The following is a 16003-nucleotide window of genomic DNA, read 5'->3' on the forward strand; positions in this document are numbered from 1 at the left end:
AGCGCCTGGACCCGGTTCTCAGCGTCCCCATCAGCTTTCCGGCGGCGCGCCGCCCGCTTCGGTACGTCGCGCGATAAAGTCCTGCAAGGCCGCAAGCTTGTCGCCGTCCACGTCCGGTCGCACGTCCTTTTCCAGGATGTCCTGCCAATAGCGCGTCGCCCGCACATTAATGTCCTCTGCGCCCCGGTCCGTCCAGGTGCCGAAGTTGGCGTAATCATGCACGATGGGGTCATAAAAAGCGGTATCATACCGCGCCATCGTCTGAGGCGCTGCAAAGAAATGTCCGCTGGGGTCCACATGGCTTAGCGCATTGTCGTACCCGATCTCGTCCGGCCCGGCCTGCGCCCCGGCGCAAAGCTCTGCGACCATGTTCAACACCTCAGCATCGGTAATCAGTTTTTCGTACGAGACGCTCAGTCCTCCTTCCAGCCAGCCTGCCGAATGGATCACCACCGTTGCCCCAGCCATCAGACATCCCCACAATCCCATCTGGTTCTCATTTGCTGCCTGCACATCGTTGAGATTGGCGGCCGACCCTGCCGCAGAGCGCCATGGCAAGCCAACCTGTCGCGCCAGTTGTCCGGCAGCGACGGAAGCCTGAAAATGGCCCGGTGTACCAAAGGCAGGCGCGCCGGATTTCATGTCAACGTTCGAGGTGAACGTGCCATAGCAGACCGGCGCGCCGGGCCGAGCCAGTTGCGTCAGCGTGATGCTCGCGAGAGCCTCTGCATGGCTGAGCGTTATCGCCCCTGCAACAGTGATCGGCGCCATCGCCCCCATCAGCGTGAAGGGCGTGACAATGGACAGCTGTCCCGCCCGGGCAAAATCGATCAGCCCCTGCGCCATGGGAATGTCGAGCGTGCGGGGGCTGTTGGTGTTGATGATGGTGTAGCAATGGGGGGCCGCCTCGAAACCGGCATCATCGAGCCCGCGAAAATCACGCATCATCTCGAAGCATTCCATCACCTGCGGGGTGCCGCGGGCAAAAACGAACGGAAACTTGTCGGTCAGCATCAGCACTGTCTCAGTGGTGAAATAATGACGCAGATGCGTCGGCACGTCCTGTGGCTCCACCGAGGGAGACATCATCTGGAAGACGTCAAAATGGTTTGCGATCTGGGTATACTCGCGGAAATCCTGGGCAGAACCGGGGCGACGTCCACGCACCAGATCGGTGGCATGCGGCGCACCCGCACCAGGCTGGAACACCAGCCGACCAAGTTCCAGTGTGATATCCTTTTCGCGCGATCCTGCGCGGCCAACGATGCTGCGCGGGGCGCTGGTGATGGCCGCCTCGACGATCTCGCGGCCCAGAAAGACCATGTCATCTTCGACCCGCGCGCCCGCGGCCTTATAGTACGCGACCGCCTCAGGCAGCAGGACCTTGAATCCCAGTTCTTCCAGCGCGCGCAATGCGGTGTCGTGCATGTTAGCGATTTCATCATCGGAAAATACCGACATCGGCGGAAACGGATTGCGCAGGTTGTGATAGTCAACCTTACGCGCGTTTTCACCCGATGCCGCAGCCGCTGCTGCGCCCCGACGACCGCCTCGCCGTGTCCCACGGTTGGTCATCGGCGCATCGCAACGCCGGAGGGATCATAAGGCGATGCCGGAATAACGGTCGCCTGTCGCTGGACTCCGACCACATGCACCGAAAGAGCTGTTCCTTCGCTGGTGTGTTCCGGGTCGATTAGCGCCATGGCAATTGATTTTCCGACGGTATGCCCGTAGCCGCCTGAGGTGACAAACCCGATTTTCTTGTCGCCCGCCCAGACCGGCTCGTACCCTGCCGCATCCGCACCGTCCGCGTCGACTTCGAGCGTAACCAAAAGCTTGGTCGGCGCATTCGCGTCGCGCTCCTTGACTGCCGCCTGCTTGCCGATGAAGTCCTTGGACCAGTCGATCCAGCGGTCCATCCCTGTCTGTCCCGGCGTATAGCCCTGCGTGAATTCCGCCGACCAGATGCCAAAGGATTTTTCAAGCCGCAGGCTGAGCAGCGCGTTAAAGCCATATTCGATAATGCCGTGATCCGCACCGGCCGCCAGCAGCGTGTCCCGAAGCGCCTTCAGATCACCCGCGCGGCAATGCATCTCGAAACCAAGCTCGCCTGCGACACTCAGCCGGCCCACATGGCAGCGGACAAGACCCACATCCATCTGCGCGCAGCCCATGAACCTGAGGGAATCGGCATCGCCATCAGTCAGCGCGGTCTGCAGCACGTCGCGTGATTTTGGCCCCGACAGTGACAACCCCGCCATTTCGTCCCCAAGATCACGGACATGCACGCCGTCTTCCATGTGGTCGTTAAACCAGCGCATGTGCCATGTCCGCAGGTAGTAGGAACCGGTGATCCAATAGCGGCCGTCGCCCCAGTTGAATACCGTCAGATCGCCCTTGAGCCGCCCGTCATGACCCAGCATCGGCGCCAGCTTGGCACGCCCCGGCGTCGGCAACTTTGATGCCATCAGCTTATCCAGCCAGCTTTCCGCCTTTGGCCCTGTGACTTCGAAACGCGAGAAAGCGGTGATGTCCAGAAGACCGACCCCTTCGCGCACGGCGCGACATTCCGCGCCCACGATGTCATGCGCATTGGACCGCTTAAGCGACGGGGTCTCTTCAAATCCCTCAGGTGCGAAATACAAAGGCACTTCCAAATCCCAGCTTTGCCCCCAGACCGCCCCCGCAGCATCCTGATCGCTGTAGATCCCTGTCATCTTCAAAGGCCTCCCGGCAGGAAGTTGTTCATTGGGATAGGTCATCACAAATCTGCGGGAATAGAATTGTCCTGTGGTTTCTTTGATGTACTGCTTATTCTCTGCCCAGACGCCATAACGCGCCACGTCCATGCCGTAGACATCCGCCTCAGGCTCGCCATGGATCATCCATTCTGCAAGGCTCTTGCCGACGCCCCCGCCCTGCAAAAAGCCCGCCATGACCGCGCAAGCGCTCCAATAGCCGCGCTTACCCGGCACTGGACCCACTAACGGGTTGCCGTCAGGCGAAAAGGTGAACGCCCCGTTGACCCAGGTCTTGATACCGACGTTTTCCAGCGCGGGATAGCGACCATACCCCATCATCAACTCATTTTCGATGCGGTCCGTCTGCTCCTGAAACAGCTCCATCCCGTAATCCCAAGGCGCGCCATCCATCGCCCAATGCTCGGTATTGACCTCGTAGATCCCCAGCAACAATCCGTTCTGATCCTGCCGGGTATAGGTGAACCCTTCCAGGTCGACGGTCATCGGCACCTCAAAGTCCAGATCTGCCAGTTCCGGCACGGTGTCTGTTACAAAGTAATGGTGTTTAAGTGGTGAAACGGGCAGCTCAATCCCCGCCATGCGCCCTACCTGCTTGGCCCACAGACCCGCTGCATTGACTACGTGCTCGCACGAAATCGTACCCTTCTCGGTCACCACCTCCCAGCCTTCGAGCGTTTGGTTCAGCTCAAGTACGCGGTTGTGTTCAATCACCTCTGCGCCATACTTTTTGGCAGCCCCCGCATAGGCATGCACGGTGCCAGTGGTGTCGATATACCCCTCACGGTCAGCCCACATACCACCCAAAAGCCCGTCACCGGACATGATGGGGTTGAGTTCGACCGCCTCTTCCACGGTAACAAGGCGGCAGTCCTCAATGCCAATGGACTGAAACGTACGATAGGCCGACTGCAGCCATTCCCACCGATCCGGCGTACCTGCCATCGTCAGACCGCCGGTCATGTGCAGTCCGATACTCTGGCCGGATTCCTTTTCGATCTCGCTCAGCAGATCGATCGTATAGGCCTGAAGCTGCGCAATATTGGGATCGGCATTCAGCGCATGAATGCCGCCTGCCGCATGCCAACTTGAGCCTGCGGTCAGAACCGAACGTTCGACAAGTGCGACATCAGTCCAGCCCATCTTGGCCAGATGATAAAGGACCGATGCCCCAACAACGCCCCCGCCAATGACGACTACCCTATAATGCGATTTCATAGCGCTATTCTCCCCATGATCAGCTTGGAATAGACACTCCTGTCCAGTAGCGGGTCAAGACCGTTCGCGACATCACATGCCGTGTTCGGCTATTGGATGTCGAATTGAGCTCGTTTGAGGGGCGAAACAGGCGTCTCACAATGCGAAATCCAGATGGGAAGCTGTAACCGCAAAGCAGATTTAGACCCCAATACTCGCTGTTTGGCGAGTTGCGCCCAATCCCAGAAAACACATTGTGCTGGCCTGCGCGCAAAAAAACGGCACCCGATTGCGCGAGTGCCGTTTTCCACATTTAGAAGACAACTCATGCCAGATCGTAGCGATCCGCGTCCATAACCTTGGTCCAGGCTTTGACAAAGTCCTGGACGAAACGGTCTTTGGCATCGTCCTGGGCATAGGCCTCGGACAGCGCCCGCAACTGGCTGTTGGAGCCAAAGACAAGATCGACCCGCGTGCCGGTGCGCTTGACCTCACCAGTGTTGCGATCGCGCGCTTCAAACACTTCGCCCTTGTCATCGGTTGCGACCCATTCAACGCTCATGTCCATCAGCGTGGTGAAAAAGTCGTTGGTCAACTGACCGGGCGTGTCCGTCCAGACACCATGCGCCGCGCCGTCGTGGTTGGCCCCTAGCACCCGCATACCACCCACCAGCACCGTCATCTCGGGTGCGGTCAGCGTCAGAAGTTGCGCGCGGTCGACCAGCAGTTTTTCGGTGGGCACGGCATAATCGGCCTTGAGGTAGTTGCGGAAGCCATCGGCTTCGGGCTCAAGCACATCAAAGCTTTCGGTGTCGGTCTGATCGGCGCTGGCATCGCCTCGACCGGTGCTGACAGGCACCGTGATGTCGTGACCGGCATCCTTTGCCGCCTTCTCAACCGCGGCAGCACCACCCAGCACAATCAAATCAGCCATGGAAGCGCCGGTGTCGGCCTGCACACCTTGCAGGGCGGAAAGCACCTTGGACAGCTGCGCGGGCTGGTTCACGTCCCAGTCCTTTTGCGGGGCGAGGCGCACGCGCGCGCCATTGGCACCGCCGCGCTTGTCAGACCCCCGGAATGTCCCGGCAGACGCCCAGGCCGCGCCCACAAGCTCGGAAACGCTGAGGCCTGTGGCCATGATCTTTTCCTTGGCGGTGGCAATCTCGGCGTCAGACATTGCCCTGCCAGCCGGGACCGGATCCTGCCAGATCAGATCTTCTGATGGCACTTCACTGCCCAGATAGCGGTCCTTGGGACCCATATCGCGATGCGTCAGCTTGAACCAAGCCCGTGCATAGGCATCGGCAAATTTATCGGGGTTGGCATGATAGTCCCGTGCAATTTTTTCGTAGTCGGGATCCATGCGCAGCGCCATGTCAGCAGTGGTCATCATCAGTGGCACCGTGCCGTTGCCGTCCACCTGCGGGGCCTGCGGGCAATCGGATGACTTGGGTTGCCACTGGTTGGCGCCTGCGGGGGATTTCGTCAGCTCCCAATCACAGCCAAACAAGACGTCGAAATAGCCCATGTCCCACTGTGTCGGCGTGGCGGTCCACGGACCTTCGATACCGGAGGTGGTTGTGTGCACGCCGCGCCCGCTCTCGAATCCGTTGGTCCAGCCCAGCCCCATCTCGGAAATGTCAGCGCCCTCGGGTTCCGTACCCACCAGGCTCGCATCCCCCGCACCATGCGCTTTGCCGAAGGTATGGCCACCGGCGACAAGTGCCACGGTCTCTTCGTCATTCATCGCCATCCGGGCAAAAGTCTCACGAATGTCGCGCGCAGACAGCAACGGATCGGGGTTGGCATCGGGCCCTTCGGGGTTCACATAGATCAAACCCATCTGCACCGCAGCAAGCGGGTTTTCCAGATCGCGCTCACCTGAATACCGGCTGCCGGGCGCGCTGGAATCTGCCAGCCACTCGGTTTCCGTGCCCCAGTAGACATCTTCTTCGGGTTCCCACACATCGGCGCGCCCCCCGGCAAAGCCGAATGTCTTGAAACCCATCGTCTCCATCGCGACGTTGCCGGCGAGGATCATCAGATCGGCCCAGCTGATCTGATTGCCGTACTTCTGCTTGATCGGCCACAGCAGGCGGCGCGCCTTGTCGAGGTTGCCATTGTCCGGCCATGAGTTGAGCGGCGCAAAACGCTGCTGACCAGCGCCGCCGCCGCCACGGCCGTCCGCCGTGCGGTACGTCCCGGCAGAGTGCCATGTCATCCGGATAAAGAACGGGCCGTAGTGGCCATAGTCTGCCGGCCACCAATCCTGCGAATCTGTCATCAGCGCGGCGAGGTCTTTCTTCAAAGCCTCCAAATCCAGCTTTTTGAATTCTTCAGCATAGTTGAAGTCATCGCCCATGGGATCGCCCAGCGGAGAATTCTGGTGCAGGATCTTGAGGTTAAGCTGGTTTGGCCACCAGTCCTTGTTCGACCGCAGATCGTTGCTGACATGCGCTGCACGACCGTGCATGACCGGGCATTTGCCGCCTTGAGGGGTGTCGTTGCCGTCCATGATACTCTCCTGTTTTGGATTTATTTGGAATGGTTCTAACAAATCGGTTGGGCGGGTTTAAGTTGTAAAAACTGATTGCAGCGATAACCTGAGATTATGACAAACCTGACGCTCAAGCAGATGCGCTATTTCGAAGCGCTTGCAGAACACCGCCACTTCGGCAATGCGGCTGCAGTCTGTGCGATATCGCAACCTGCCCTGTCGGTGCAGATCAAGGAGATGGAGCGCGAGTTAGGCACCTCTTTGTTTGAGCGCAGCGCGCGGCAGGTCCGCCTGACGCATTTCGGCGAAGCGCTGGCCGTACGGGTCCGGGATATTTTGCGCAGCGTGGATGAGCTGGGCGATTTTGCCCGCACAGCACAGGGCAAACTTGTGGGCCGCTTCCGGCTCGGAATCATCCCGACGATCGCGCCCTATCTTTTGCCCCAGGTGCTGCGCAATCTGAGCCAAAGTCATCCGGGCCTGGACATTCATGTGCGCGAAACGCTCACGCCCCGGCTGGTTCAGGAACTGACCCAAGGCAAGATCGACTGTGCGCTGGTGGCGCTGCCCGTCACGGCGCCCGGGCTTGCTGAAATGCCGTTGTTTGATGAGGATTTTCTGCTGGTGCGACCCGCGACAGAGCAAAAAGAACCGGCACCCGGGCCCGAAGATTTGCGCCAGATGCGCCTCTTGTTGCTGGAAGAGGGTCACTGTTTTCGCGAGCAGGCCCTGGCATTCTGCAACACCGGTCCCAAGCTGCCGCGCGACGGGTTGGACGGCAGTTCGTTAGCCACGCTGGTGCAAATGGTCGGCGCGGGCATCGGGGTCACGATGATACCCAGCATGGCAAAAGCCGTTGAAACGCGATCTGCAGCGGTGGACTGTACCCGGTTCAAGGGCCAACAGCCGTCGCGCACGATCGGCATGGTCTGGCGAAAGACCTCGCCGCTGGAAAGGCAGTTGCGCGACATCGCCATGGTCGTGAAACAAGCGGGCACGGTGCATGAAAAACCCGTGGCGCAAGACGCATTCTTTGAAGAATTTGGTGTGGAATTTTCAAACTTCCGGCGCTTGCCTTGGCAATGGTATGCAGTCTTAATCGCGTGACCCAAAGAAGGACAGCCATGACCGAACCTGCACCCCCCCGTGGTTTCCCAACATCAGAGTATCAGACCCGGTTGAACCGGGCACAGACTCTGATGGCCGATGTCGGACTGGCCGCGCTGTTGCTGACGACAGAGGCCGAAGTGCGTTATTTTACAGGCTATCTGACCCGGTTCTGGGAAAGCCCGACAAGACCTTGGTATCTGGTCGTGCCCGCCTGTGGTGATCCCGTTGCCGTGATCCCGTCCATCGGGGCTGCGCTGATGGGTCAGACCTGGATCACGGATATTCGCACCTGGTCTGCGCCGGATCTGAGTGACGATGGCGTAAGCCTGCTGGGGGAGACGCTGCGCGAAGTCTGCAAGACCGGGAAGATCGGCGTCCCGTCGGGGCATGAAAGCCACCTGCGCATGCCGCTGGTCGACTTTGACCGGCTGAAGGATGGGCTGGGCGCGGGGCAGGTGACCGATGACGCAGGCATCATGCGCCGCCTGCGTCTGATCAAATCCTCGGCCGAGATTGCGAAGATACGACAGGCCTGCACCATCGCGGGCCGCGCCTTTGCACGCGTGCCCCGGATCGCGACCGCTGGTACGCCGCTGGAGCAGATCTTTCGCCGGTTCCAGATGCTTTGCCTTGAGGAAGGGGCGGATTGGGTGCCGTACCTGGCAGGCGGCGCGGGGCCGGATGGCTACGCTGACGTGATTTCCCCCGCAACCTCTGCGCCCCTGACGAACGGGGACGTGCTGATGCTGGATACCGGGATCGTCTGGGACGGATATTTTTGTGATTTTGACCGAAACTTTTCGGTCGGACACCCTTCGACGATCGCCGCGCACGCTCATACTCAATTGATGGACGCTGTTGCGGCCGGGCTGGACGCAGCACGCCCCGGCCAGAGAGCCGCCGACATTTTCCACGCGATGGATCGCACTACCACGGGGGGCGCAGGCGGCTCGGACGCCGGGCGCAACGGGCATGGCCTGGGCATGCAGTTGACCGAATGGCCGTCGTTCATTGCGCACGATCATACCGTCATCGAACCTGGCATGGTTCTGACGCTGGAGCCCGGTGTCGAGACACGCGATGGCCGGATCATGGTGCACGAAGAAGACATCGTGATCACGCAAACCGGTGCCGAATTCCTCTCGCCGCGGTCCGGCAACACGCTTACGGTGATTTGAATGACCCATTTCAATTACACGCTTGAAGGCCCTTTGGGCAGTCGCGCCACGCTTGGCATGATCGTCCTGCAAACCGATGAGACCCTAGAGCACGACCTGCGGCGCAGCTTCACGGCTGGAGACATTGCGCTGTACGTGTCTCGGGTGCCCAGCGGGGCGGATGTAACACCTGAAACGCTGGCACAGATGTCTGCCGCCCTGCCTGCCGCCGCCCGGTTGCTGCCACCTGATCTGACCTATGATGTCGTGGGCTACGGATGCACGTCCGGCACGGCGGTGATCGGACCCGAGAAGATAGCAGAGCAGGTGCGCGCAGGCTGTGACGCGCGGGCCGTGACCGACCCGCTGAGCGCGCTTGTCGCCTTGTGTCAGGCCAAGGGAATTGCGCGTCTGGCGTTTCTGTCCCCCTACATCGAAAGCGTCAGTCGCACGTTGCGCGACGCGCTGGCGGCACGCGGCATAGAAACCCCGGTATTCGGGTCCTTTGACGAAGCAGTGGAAAGTAAGGTTGCCAAGATTTCACAGGCCTCGCTTTACGAGGCAGCCATGGCGCTGGGTGCGTCAGACGCCGTTGAAGCGGTCTTTTTGTCCTGCACGAATCTGCGCACGCTGGATGTCATTCCGCGCATCGAGGCGGATCTGGGCAAGCCCGTGTTTTCGTCCAATCAGGCGCTTGCCTGGCACATGGGTGTCCTTGCCGGTTTGAACGGGTAGCGCGAGACGGACCGATTTGCGCAATGGCGCTGCAACACTCAGCTGGCAGGGACAAGAGGCGTGGTCTGGAATGAGTTTTTTGGAAAGATGAAGCAGGCCGGTGCTGCTTTGTCGCGGGCCGGTGATCAGGCTTTGGCCAAGCTTGCGGCGACCCCTTGCAGCATCTCCACGCAGGCCGCCAGTTGAGTGATGTCGAGATATTCGTCAGGCTTGTGCGCCTGCGTGATTGAGCCGGGTCCGCAGACCAGCGCGTTCATACCCAGTGACTGGAAAATACCTGCTTCGGTGCCAAAAGAGACCACGTCGGTGCTGTTGGCCCCGGTCAGCGCCATGACCAGATCGCGTGCGGCGTTTCGGGACATGGGTGTCAGGCCCATGACTTCGCCGATCACTTCGGTTTCGATCCGGGCATCCGGCCAGATGGCGCGCATTTCAGGCTGCAGCACATCGGTGATGTAGGTTGCAAGACCCTCTTTGACAAAGTCCGCGTCACCCGCCCCTACAGGACGCATTTCCCAGTTCACCCGTGCCTTGCCGGGTATCACGTTGGTGGCGATACCGCCCTGAAGCGTGCCGATGTTGATGGTCGCATGGGGCGGGTCAAAGGGGCTGTCAGCGGGCGCGCGGGCCTTTAAGGCCTCGCGCAGCTCCAGCAGTCGAGAGACATATCTTACCGCGTATTCGACCGCATTCACGCCTTCATCGGGCAAGGATCCATGCCCTTCCCGGCCATGAAAATGCGCGCAATACTCGTAACATCCCTTGTGACCCTCGATCACGCGCATCTCTGTGGGTTCTCCGATTATGGCCATGGCTGGAGTGTCATCGCGTTTGGCCAGATGTTCGGTCAGAGCCTGTGCACCGAGGCATCCGGTCTCTTCGTCATAGGTAAAGGCGAAATGGACAGGCCGGTGTGTGGCATGGCGGGCGAATTCGGGGGCCAGTGCGACGCAGGCCGCGATAAAGCCTTTCATGTCACAGGTGCCGCGCCCGAAAAGCCTGTCTGCCTGCCGTGTCATCACGAAGGGGTCGCAGCTCCAGTCCTGATCCGTCACCGGCACTACATCCGTGTGGCCCGCCAGCAAAATGCCACCGGCGCGCGCTGGTCCGATTGTGGCATAGAGGTTTGCCTTGTGCCCCGTGTCGTCACGGTAAAGATCGATCTGCGCCCCGGCATCCTTGAGGCGTTCTGCCAGATCGTCGATCATGGTCAGATTGCTGTCGGAAGAGACCGTCGGATAGGCAATCAAATCGCCCAGAACATTTATGCTGCGGGTCAGAGCCGACATCAGCCGTCCTTTATGAAGAGTTTGCGGGGGATGCTGCAGAAGGTTTCTGCGGGGCCGTCTTCGGTGATCAGGATGCTTTCGGTGATTTCAAGCCCCCAGCCATCCATCCAGAGGCCGGGCATGAAATGAAAAGTCATCCCCGGTTGCAGCACGGTTTCGTCTTCGGGCCGCAATGACATCGTGCGCTCGCCCCAGTCGGGTGGATAGCTCAGACCGATGGCATAGCCGCACCGCGCACCGCGTTCGATGCCGGCACGTTCCATCACATCGCCAAGCGCATTGGCAATGTCACAGGTTCGGTTGCCCGCGCGGGCCTGTTCCAGCCCGGACTCAAGCCCGTCAACCAGCGCCGCCTCGCCGTTCAGGATGTAGGCAGGTGGTTTGCCCAGAAAGACAGATCGCGACAAAGGCACGTGGTAGCGACGATAACATCCCGAAAGTTCAAAAAAGGTTACCTCACCGGTCTGCATGGCCTCACCGTTCCAAGTGAGGTGCGGTGCGGCGGCGGATGCGCCTGAGGGCATCAGGGGCACGATGGCGGGATAATCGCCCCAGATGTCGTCCACGCCTGCGATACCGGCGGCCATGATTTCGGCGGCCAGATCGTTCTTGCGCACACCGGGTGCGGCGCGGTCGATGGCGAGATTCGTGATCTTTTCCGAGATACGCGCAGCGCGGCGCATGAATTCGATTTCAGCCGGAGATTTTATGGCGCGTTGCCAGTTCACCAATGCCGTGGCGTCCCTCACTTTTGCGTGCGGCAGGGCGTCGACCAATGACGTGTAAGCCTTTGCGGAGAAATAATAGTTGTCCATCTCGACACCGACACAGGCAGTACCCAGACCGCGATCGCGCAGCTTGGCTGCCAGATCCTGCATCGGGTGGCGCACGGTCGATTGAACGTAATGATCGAGGTAGAATTCGATGTCCGTGGCATCGGGATCGACGGTGCGCTGCGCCCCGTTGGCGTCTTGCCGTCGCCCCCACCAAAATGGCTTTCTTTCCAATGGGATAACCACAGCCTGATGCACATAAAAAGACCAACCATCATAGCCTGTGAGCCAGTTTTGATTGGACGGGTCCGTGACCACCAGAACGTCCAATCCGGCCTTGGCCATGGCCGTGCGGACGGCGGTCAGACGGCCTGCGTATTCGGCGGGGGAAAAGGCCATTTGGGCGGCATTTGGCATGTCGGAATCCTGTCGGTATTACGTCGGTATAACGTCGGTACTGCAGTGCAGCATCAAGCCCATCGGGTTAACTGTTGTCTCCTTTTGCGCGCCGGTCAATTCATTTGACTTGCGGCCATACCAGCCGCTAAGACTCGCCCACAGCCTGCGATGGCGTCGCATCGGCCCGTGAACCTGCCGCCCCAAAGCGGTTTTCATATCAGATCCTGTACGCCCGGATTTTTTCTAGTTTCCGGGCTTTGTCATACCCCCGGACAGACGGAGGAGACCTGGATGCTTGACCAGACCACAATCACCCGCCCGCAGTTTTTCACTCGCCAAGACGGTGACAAGGCCCCGCTGCCGTTCTCTGAGGCAGAATACAGCCGCCGTCTTGCCGGGCTGCGCGCCATCATGGCATCTCTTGATGTGCCTGCGGTCTTGCTGACCTCGATGCACAATATCGCCTACTACAGCGGTTTTCTGTATTGCGCGTTTGGGCGGCCCTATGCCTGCGTTGTTACCGCAGAGGCCATTACGACCGTCAGCGCCAATATTGACGGCAGCCAGCCGTGGCGCCGGTCTTTTGGCAAGAATGTCATCTACACGGATTGGGAACGGGACAATTACTGGCGTGCTGTTCAACAATTGGTTGGCGGCGCGCGGCGCATCGGTGTGGAGGGCGACCATCTGACGCTTGCCGCACGCGCGACGCTTGATGCGATGCTGGAAACACCGGATGTGATCGATATCGCGCACGCCACCATGCAGGCGCGGATGGTCAAGTCGGCAGAGGAAATCGCGCTGATCCGCGAAGGTGCGCGGATCGCCGATCTGGGCGGCGAGGCGGTACGCGCGGCCATCCGCACCGGCACACGGGAGATTGACGTGGCGATGGCGGGCCGTGACGCAATGGAACTTGAGATTGCGCGCGCCCACCCGACTTCCGAGCTGCGCGACAGCTGGGTCTGGTTTCAATCCGGGCTCAATACCGATGGCGCGCACAACCCGGTGACCACCCGGGCATTGGCGCCGGGCGATATCCTGAGCATGAATACCTTTCCGATGATTTCGGCGTATTACACGGCGCTTGAACGGACGCTGTTTCTTGGGGCGCCGGATTCGGCCTCTCTGAAAATGTGGCGGGCCAATGTGGCGGCGCATGAACTGGGGCTGAGCCTGATCAGGCCCGGCGCGCGGTGTTCGGAGATCTGCGCGGAAATCAACCGGTTCTACGAAAGCGAGGGATTGCTGGACTACAGATCGTTTGGCTACGGCCATTCGTTTGGGGTGCTTTCACACTATTATGGTCGTGAGGCGGGGCTGGAGTTGCGCGAGGACGTGGATACGGTGTTGGCCCCCGGGATGGTCGTGTCGATGGAGCCGATGCTTTGGGTGCCTCAGGGGACACCGGGCGCTGGCGGCTATCGGGAACACGACATCCTCGTGGTCGGCCAACAGGATGCCGAAAATATCACCGGATTTCCACTTGGTCCCGAACATAATGTAATCGACTGAAAACATGATCATTTTCAGCAATAGCCAAAAATTTAGACGTGCCGCTCGTGCCTTTATTCTGTTGGGGTCATCGGGGCAGCAGAATGGTTGCAAAGCGACACGCGGTGTGTATTCTCTGCCCACTTTACCGCCATCACGTGCGGCACTAACACCTGGGGAGGTGCGGATTGCTCGATAATCAACCGAACGACGGCTTCGTCGTATTCGACCGTGTGCAGAAAAGCTACGACGGTGAAACGCTGGTTGTGAAAGATCTGAATCTTTCCATCGGTAAGGGCGAATTTCTAACCATGCTCGGGCCGTCGGGGTCTGGCAAGACGACCTGCCTGATGATGCTGGCCGGGTTTGAGACGGCGACGCACGGGGACATCCTGCTGGATGGGAACCCGATCAACAATATCAGCCCGCACAAGCGCGGCATCGGCATGGTATTCCAGAATTACGCGCTGTTCCCGCATATGACGATTGCCGAAAACCTCAGCTTTCCGCTTGAAGTGCGCAACATGGGCAAGGCTGAGCGTGAGGAAAAGGTCAAGCGCGCGCTTGATATGGTGCAGATGGGGGAGTTTGGCGGGCGCCGTCCTGCGCAGCTTTCCGGTGGTCAGCAGCAGCGTGTCGCGCTGAGCCGCGCGTTGGTGTTTGAGCCCGACCTTGTGTTGATGGATGAACCGCTGGGCGCGCTTGACAAGCAGTTGCGCGAGCACATGCAGTTCGAGATCAAGGCAATTGCCGATAATCTGGGCATCACGGTGGTCTATGTCACCCACGACCAGACCGAGGCGCTGACCATGTCGGACCGGGTTGCCGTTTTTGAAGATGGTCGCATTCAGCAACTGGCCCCGCCGGATCAGCTTTATGAAGAGCCGCAAAACTCTTTCGTTGCGCAATTCATCGGTGAAAACAACACGTTGGAAGGCACCATTCAGGAGATCAAGGATGGTATTGCGCTGGTCAAGCTGGACGATGGCAGTCTGATTGATGCCAAGCCTATCAATGTCGACAAGGCCGGAGATCGCACGCAGATCTCGATCCGGCCCGAGCGGGTCGAGATCAACCCCGACCTTGGCGCAAGTGCGCACACACTGAAAGCTGAAGTGCTGGAGTTCATTTATATGGGCGACGTGTTCCGCACGCGCCTGCGGGTCGCTGGCAATGACAACTTCATCGTCAAGACCCGAAACCGAGCGGATCAACAGCGGCTGGAACCCGGCACGCAGGTCGATATCGGATGGTTGCCACAAGATTGCCGCGCGTTGGACGCCTGACGCGCGCCTCAGATGTCGCGGAACCTGAATGCCTCTGCGATGAATACGAAGGGGGTCGGTCAAACCCGACGCCGCCCCTCTTTTTCAAGATAAGATACGGGTATTATGGGAGAAACCTGAATGAAACTGACCAAAACACTCTTGGCCTCCACGGCCCTGACTGTCGCTGGTGCATCCGCGTTTGCGGATGGCCATATGGCAAACGAAATGACCATCGTGTCATGGGGCGGCGCCTATTCCAAGTCGCAGCAGCTGGCCTATCACGACCCCTACATGGAAAAGACCGGCGTCAGCATCATCAACGATGAAAGCTCTGCCGAGGCGGTGTCCAAGCTGCGCGCGATGAACGAAGCGGGCAATGTCACATGGGATGTGGTTGACGTGGTTGCGGCAGACGCTTTGCGTCTGTGTGACGAAGGTCTGGCGATGGAAATCGACGCAGACGAAGTGCTGGCCAATGGCGATGACGGCTCCACTGCGACGGAAGACTTTGGCGAGCTGCTGGTGGGCGATTGCTTTATCCCGCAGATCGTCTATTCGACAACGTTCGGCTATCGCACCGACATGGTCGGTGACACGCCGCCCACAGATGTCTGCGCGGTCTTTGACACCGAAACCTACCCCGGCAAGCGGGCACTGGAAAAGCGGTCGATCAACAACATGGAATGGGCGCTGATCTGTGACGGCGTGGCCAAGGACGAGGTCTATGACGTGCTGGAGACCGAAGAAGGTCAGCAGCAGGCGCTCGACAAGCTGGCGACCATCAAGGACGATGTGATCTGGTGGTCTGCCGGTGCGGACACACCGCAGTTGCTGGCCGATGGCGAGATCGTCATGGGGTCGACCTATAACGGCCGCCTGTTCAGCGTCATCGAAGAGCAAAATCAGCCCGTCGCCATGCTGTGGGACGCGCAGATCTTTGACCTTGATGGCTGGATCATCCCCACCGGTCTGAGCCCCGAGCGTCAGGCACGCGCGCTGGACTATGTGCGCTTTGCGACAGACACGCAGCGTCTGGCGGATCAGGCCAAGTACATCTCGTACGGTCCGGCACGCAAGTCCTCTGCGCCGCTGGTCGGCCAGCACGCCGAACTGGGTATCGAGATGGCGCCACACATGCCAACAGATCCCGAGAACGCCAAGAACACGTTCCTTTATAACTACGAGTTCTGGGCCGACTATCGCGACGACATCGAAGCGAAGTTCCAGGCCTGGTTGGCACAATAAGGATGCAAGGTGCGCCCCAAGCGGCGCACCTTTGCGAAAAGGACAAGGGTGGGCAGCATTGCCCACCCTACATATCAAGG

11 protein-coding genes are annotated in these 16003 nt (G+C 59.8%); 6 read left to right on the top strand and 5 right to left on the bottom strand.

From position 1 onward, the window contains the following. Positions 1-30 precede the first annotated feature (30 nt). The 3 genes from H9Q16_RS09325 to katG all read right to left on the bottom strand — a co-directional run bounded on the left by H9Q16_RS09325 (position 31) and on the right by katG (position 6471). The gene (locus tag H9Q16_RS09325; RefSeq protein WP_191075028.1) at positions 31-1575 is read right to left on the bottom strand and encodes a trimethylamine methyltransferase family protein; all 1545 of its coding nucleotides are present in this window, start codon (positions 1573-1575) and stop codon (positions 31-33) included. Continuing rightward, the gene (locus H9Q16_RS09330; RefSeq protein WP_191075029.1) at positions 1572-3977 is read right to left on the bottom strand and encodes a GcvT family protein; all 2406 of its coding nucleotides are present in this window, start codon (positions 3975-3977) and stop codon (positions 1572-1574) included. The genes H9Q16_RS09325 and H9Q16_RS09330 overlap by 4 nt, the downstream gene beginning before the upstream one ends. Positions 3978-4281: 304 nt before the next feature. Beyond that, positions 4282-6471, bottom strand: a complete 2190-nt coding sequence (gene katG / locus H9Q16_RS09335; RefSeq protein ID WP_191075030.1) for a catalase/peroxidase HPI — start codon at positions 6469-6471, stop codon at positions 4282-4284. A 96-nt stretch (positions 6472-6567) separates the two neighbouring features. Between katG and H9Q16_RS09340 the strand changes: the two genes are divergently transcribed. The 3 genes from H9Q16_RS09340 to H9Q16_RS09350 are packed head-to-tail and all read left to right on the top strand — an operon-like array spanning position 6568 to position 9455. After that, positions 6568-7560, top strand: coding sequence for a hydrogen peroxide-inducible genes activator (locus H9Q16_RS09340; RefSeq protein WP_191075031.1), 993 nt, complete (start codon positions 6568-6570; stop codon positions 7558-7560). 17 nt (positions 7561-7577) lie between these two features. After that, positions 7578-8741 (top strand): M24 family metallopeptidase, encoded by a 1164-nt coding sequence (locus H9Q16_RS09345; protein WP_191075032.1) that lies wholly within the window; start codon positions 7578-7580, stop codon positions 8739-8741. Further along, the gene (locus tag H9Q16_RS09350; RefSeq protein ID WP_191075033.1) at positions 8742-9455 is read left to right on the top strand and encodes a maleate cis-trans isomerase family protein; all 714 of its coding nucleotides are present in this window, start codon (positions 8742-8744) and stop codon (positions 9453-9455) included. 125 nt (positions 9456-9580) lie between these two features. Here H9Q16_RS09350 and argE read toward each other — a convergent pair whose 3' ends face one another. Together argE and H9Q16_RS09360 are read right to left on the bottom strand one after the other, a co-directional pair. Next, positions 9581-10744, bottom strand: a complete 1164-nt coding sequence (gene argE / locus H9Q16_RS09355; protein WP_191075034.1) for an acetylornithine deacetylase — start codon at positions 10742-10744, stop codon at positions 9581-9583. Continuing rightward, positions 10744-11934, bottom strand: coding sequence for a M24 family metallopeptidase (locus H9Q16_RS09360; protein ID WP_191075035.1), 1191 nt, complete (start codon positions 11932-11934; stop codon positions 10744-10746). The genes argE and H9Q16_RS09360 overlap by 1 nt, the downstream gene beginning before the upstream one ends. 273 nt (positions 11935-12207) lie before the next feature. Between H9Q16_RS09360 and H9Q16_RS09365 the strand changes: the two genes are divergently transcribed. The 3 genes from H9Q16_RS09365 (at position 12208) to H9Q16_RS09375 (ending at position 15923) form a co-directional block, all read left to right on the top strand. After that, positions 12208-13431: an aminopeptidase P family protein gene (locus H9Q16_RS09365; RefSeq protein WP_191075036.1), complete on the top strand. Its 1224-nt coding sequence runs from the start codon at positions 12208-12210 to the stop codon at positions 13429-13431. 167 nt (positions 13432-13598) lie between these two features. Beyond that, complete coding sequence (locus H9Q16_RS09370) at positions 13599-14696, top strand: ABC transporter ATP-binding protein (RefSeq protein ID WP_191075037.1); 1098 nt, start codon at positions 13599-13601, stop codon at positions 14694-14696. A gap of 120 nt (positions 14697-14816) precedes the next feature. Continuing rightward, positions 14817-15923: an extracellular solute-binding protein gene (locus tag H9Q16_RS09375; protein WP_191075038.1), complete on the top strand. Its 1107-nt coding sequence runs from the start codon at positions 14817-14819 to the stop codon at positions 15921-15923. Positions 15924-16003 lie beyond the last annotated feature (80 nt).

The sequence above is a fragment of the Sulfitobacter aestuariivivens genome (genome assembly GCF_014763045.1).
Taxonomy (GTDB): Bacteria; Pseudomonadota; Alphaproteobacteria; order Rhodobacterales; family Rhodobacteraceae; genus Sulfitobacter; species Sulfitobacter aestuariivivens.

What these genes read in the sequence shown, in the direction of transcription:
- H9Q16_RS09375 (WP_191075038.1), top strand. Translation starts at nt 14,817, where the DNA reads ATGAAACTGACCAAAACACTCTTGGCCTCCACGGCCCTGACTGTCGCT.
- H9Q16_RS09325 (WP_191075028.1), bottom strand. Translation starts at nt 1,575, where the DNA reads ATGACCAACCGTGGGACACGGCGAGGCGGTCGTCGGGGCGCAGCAGCG.
- H9Q16_RS09330 (WP_191075029.1), bottom strand. Translation starts at nt 3,977, where the DNA reads ATGAAATCGCATTATAGGGTAGTCGTCATTGGCGGGGGCGTTGTTGGG.
- katG (WP_191075030.1), bottom strand. Translation starts at nt 6,471, where the DNA reads ATGGACGGCAACGACACCCCTCAAGGCGGCAAATGCCCGGTCATGCAC.
- H9Q16_RS09360 (WP_191075035.1), bottom strand. Translation starts at nt 11,934, where the DNA reads ATGCCAAATGCCGCCCAAATGGCCTTTTCCCCCGCCGAATACGCAGGC.
- H9Q16_RS09340 (WP_191075031.1), top strand. Translation starts at nt 6,568, where the DNA reads ATGACAAACCTGACGCTCAAGCAGATGCGCTATTTCGAAGCGCTTGCA.
- H9Q16_RS09350 (WP_191075033.1), top strand. Translation starts at nt 8,742, where the DNA reads ATGACCCATTTCAATTACACGCTTGAAGGCCCTTTGGGCAGTCGCGCC.
- H9Q16_RS09365 (WP_191075036.1), top strand. Translation starts at nt 12,208, where the DNA reads ATGCTTGACCAGACCACAATCACCCGCCCGCAGTTTTTCACTCGCCAA.
- argE (WP_191075034.1), bottom strand. Translation starts at nt 10,744, where the DNA reads ATGTCGGCTCTGACCCGCAGCATAAATGTTCTGGGCGATTTGATTGCC.
- H9Q16_RS09345 (WP_191075032.1), top strand. Translation starts at nt 7,578, where the DNA reads ATGACCGAACCTGCACCCCCCCGTGGTTTCCCAACATCAGAGTATCAG.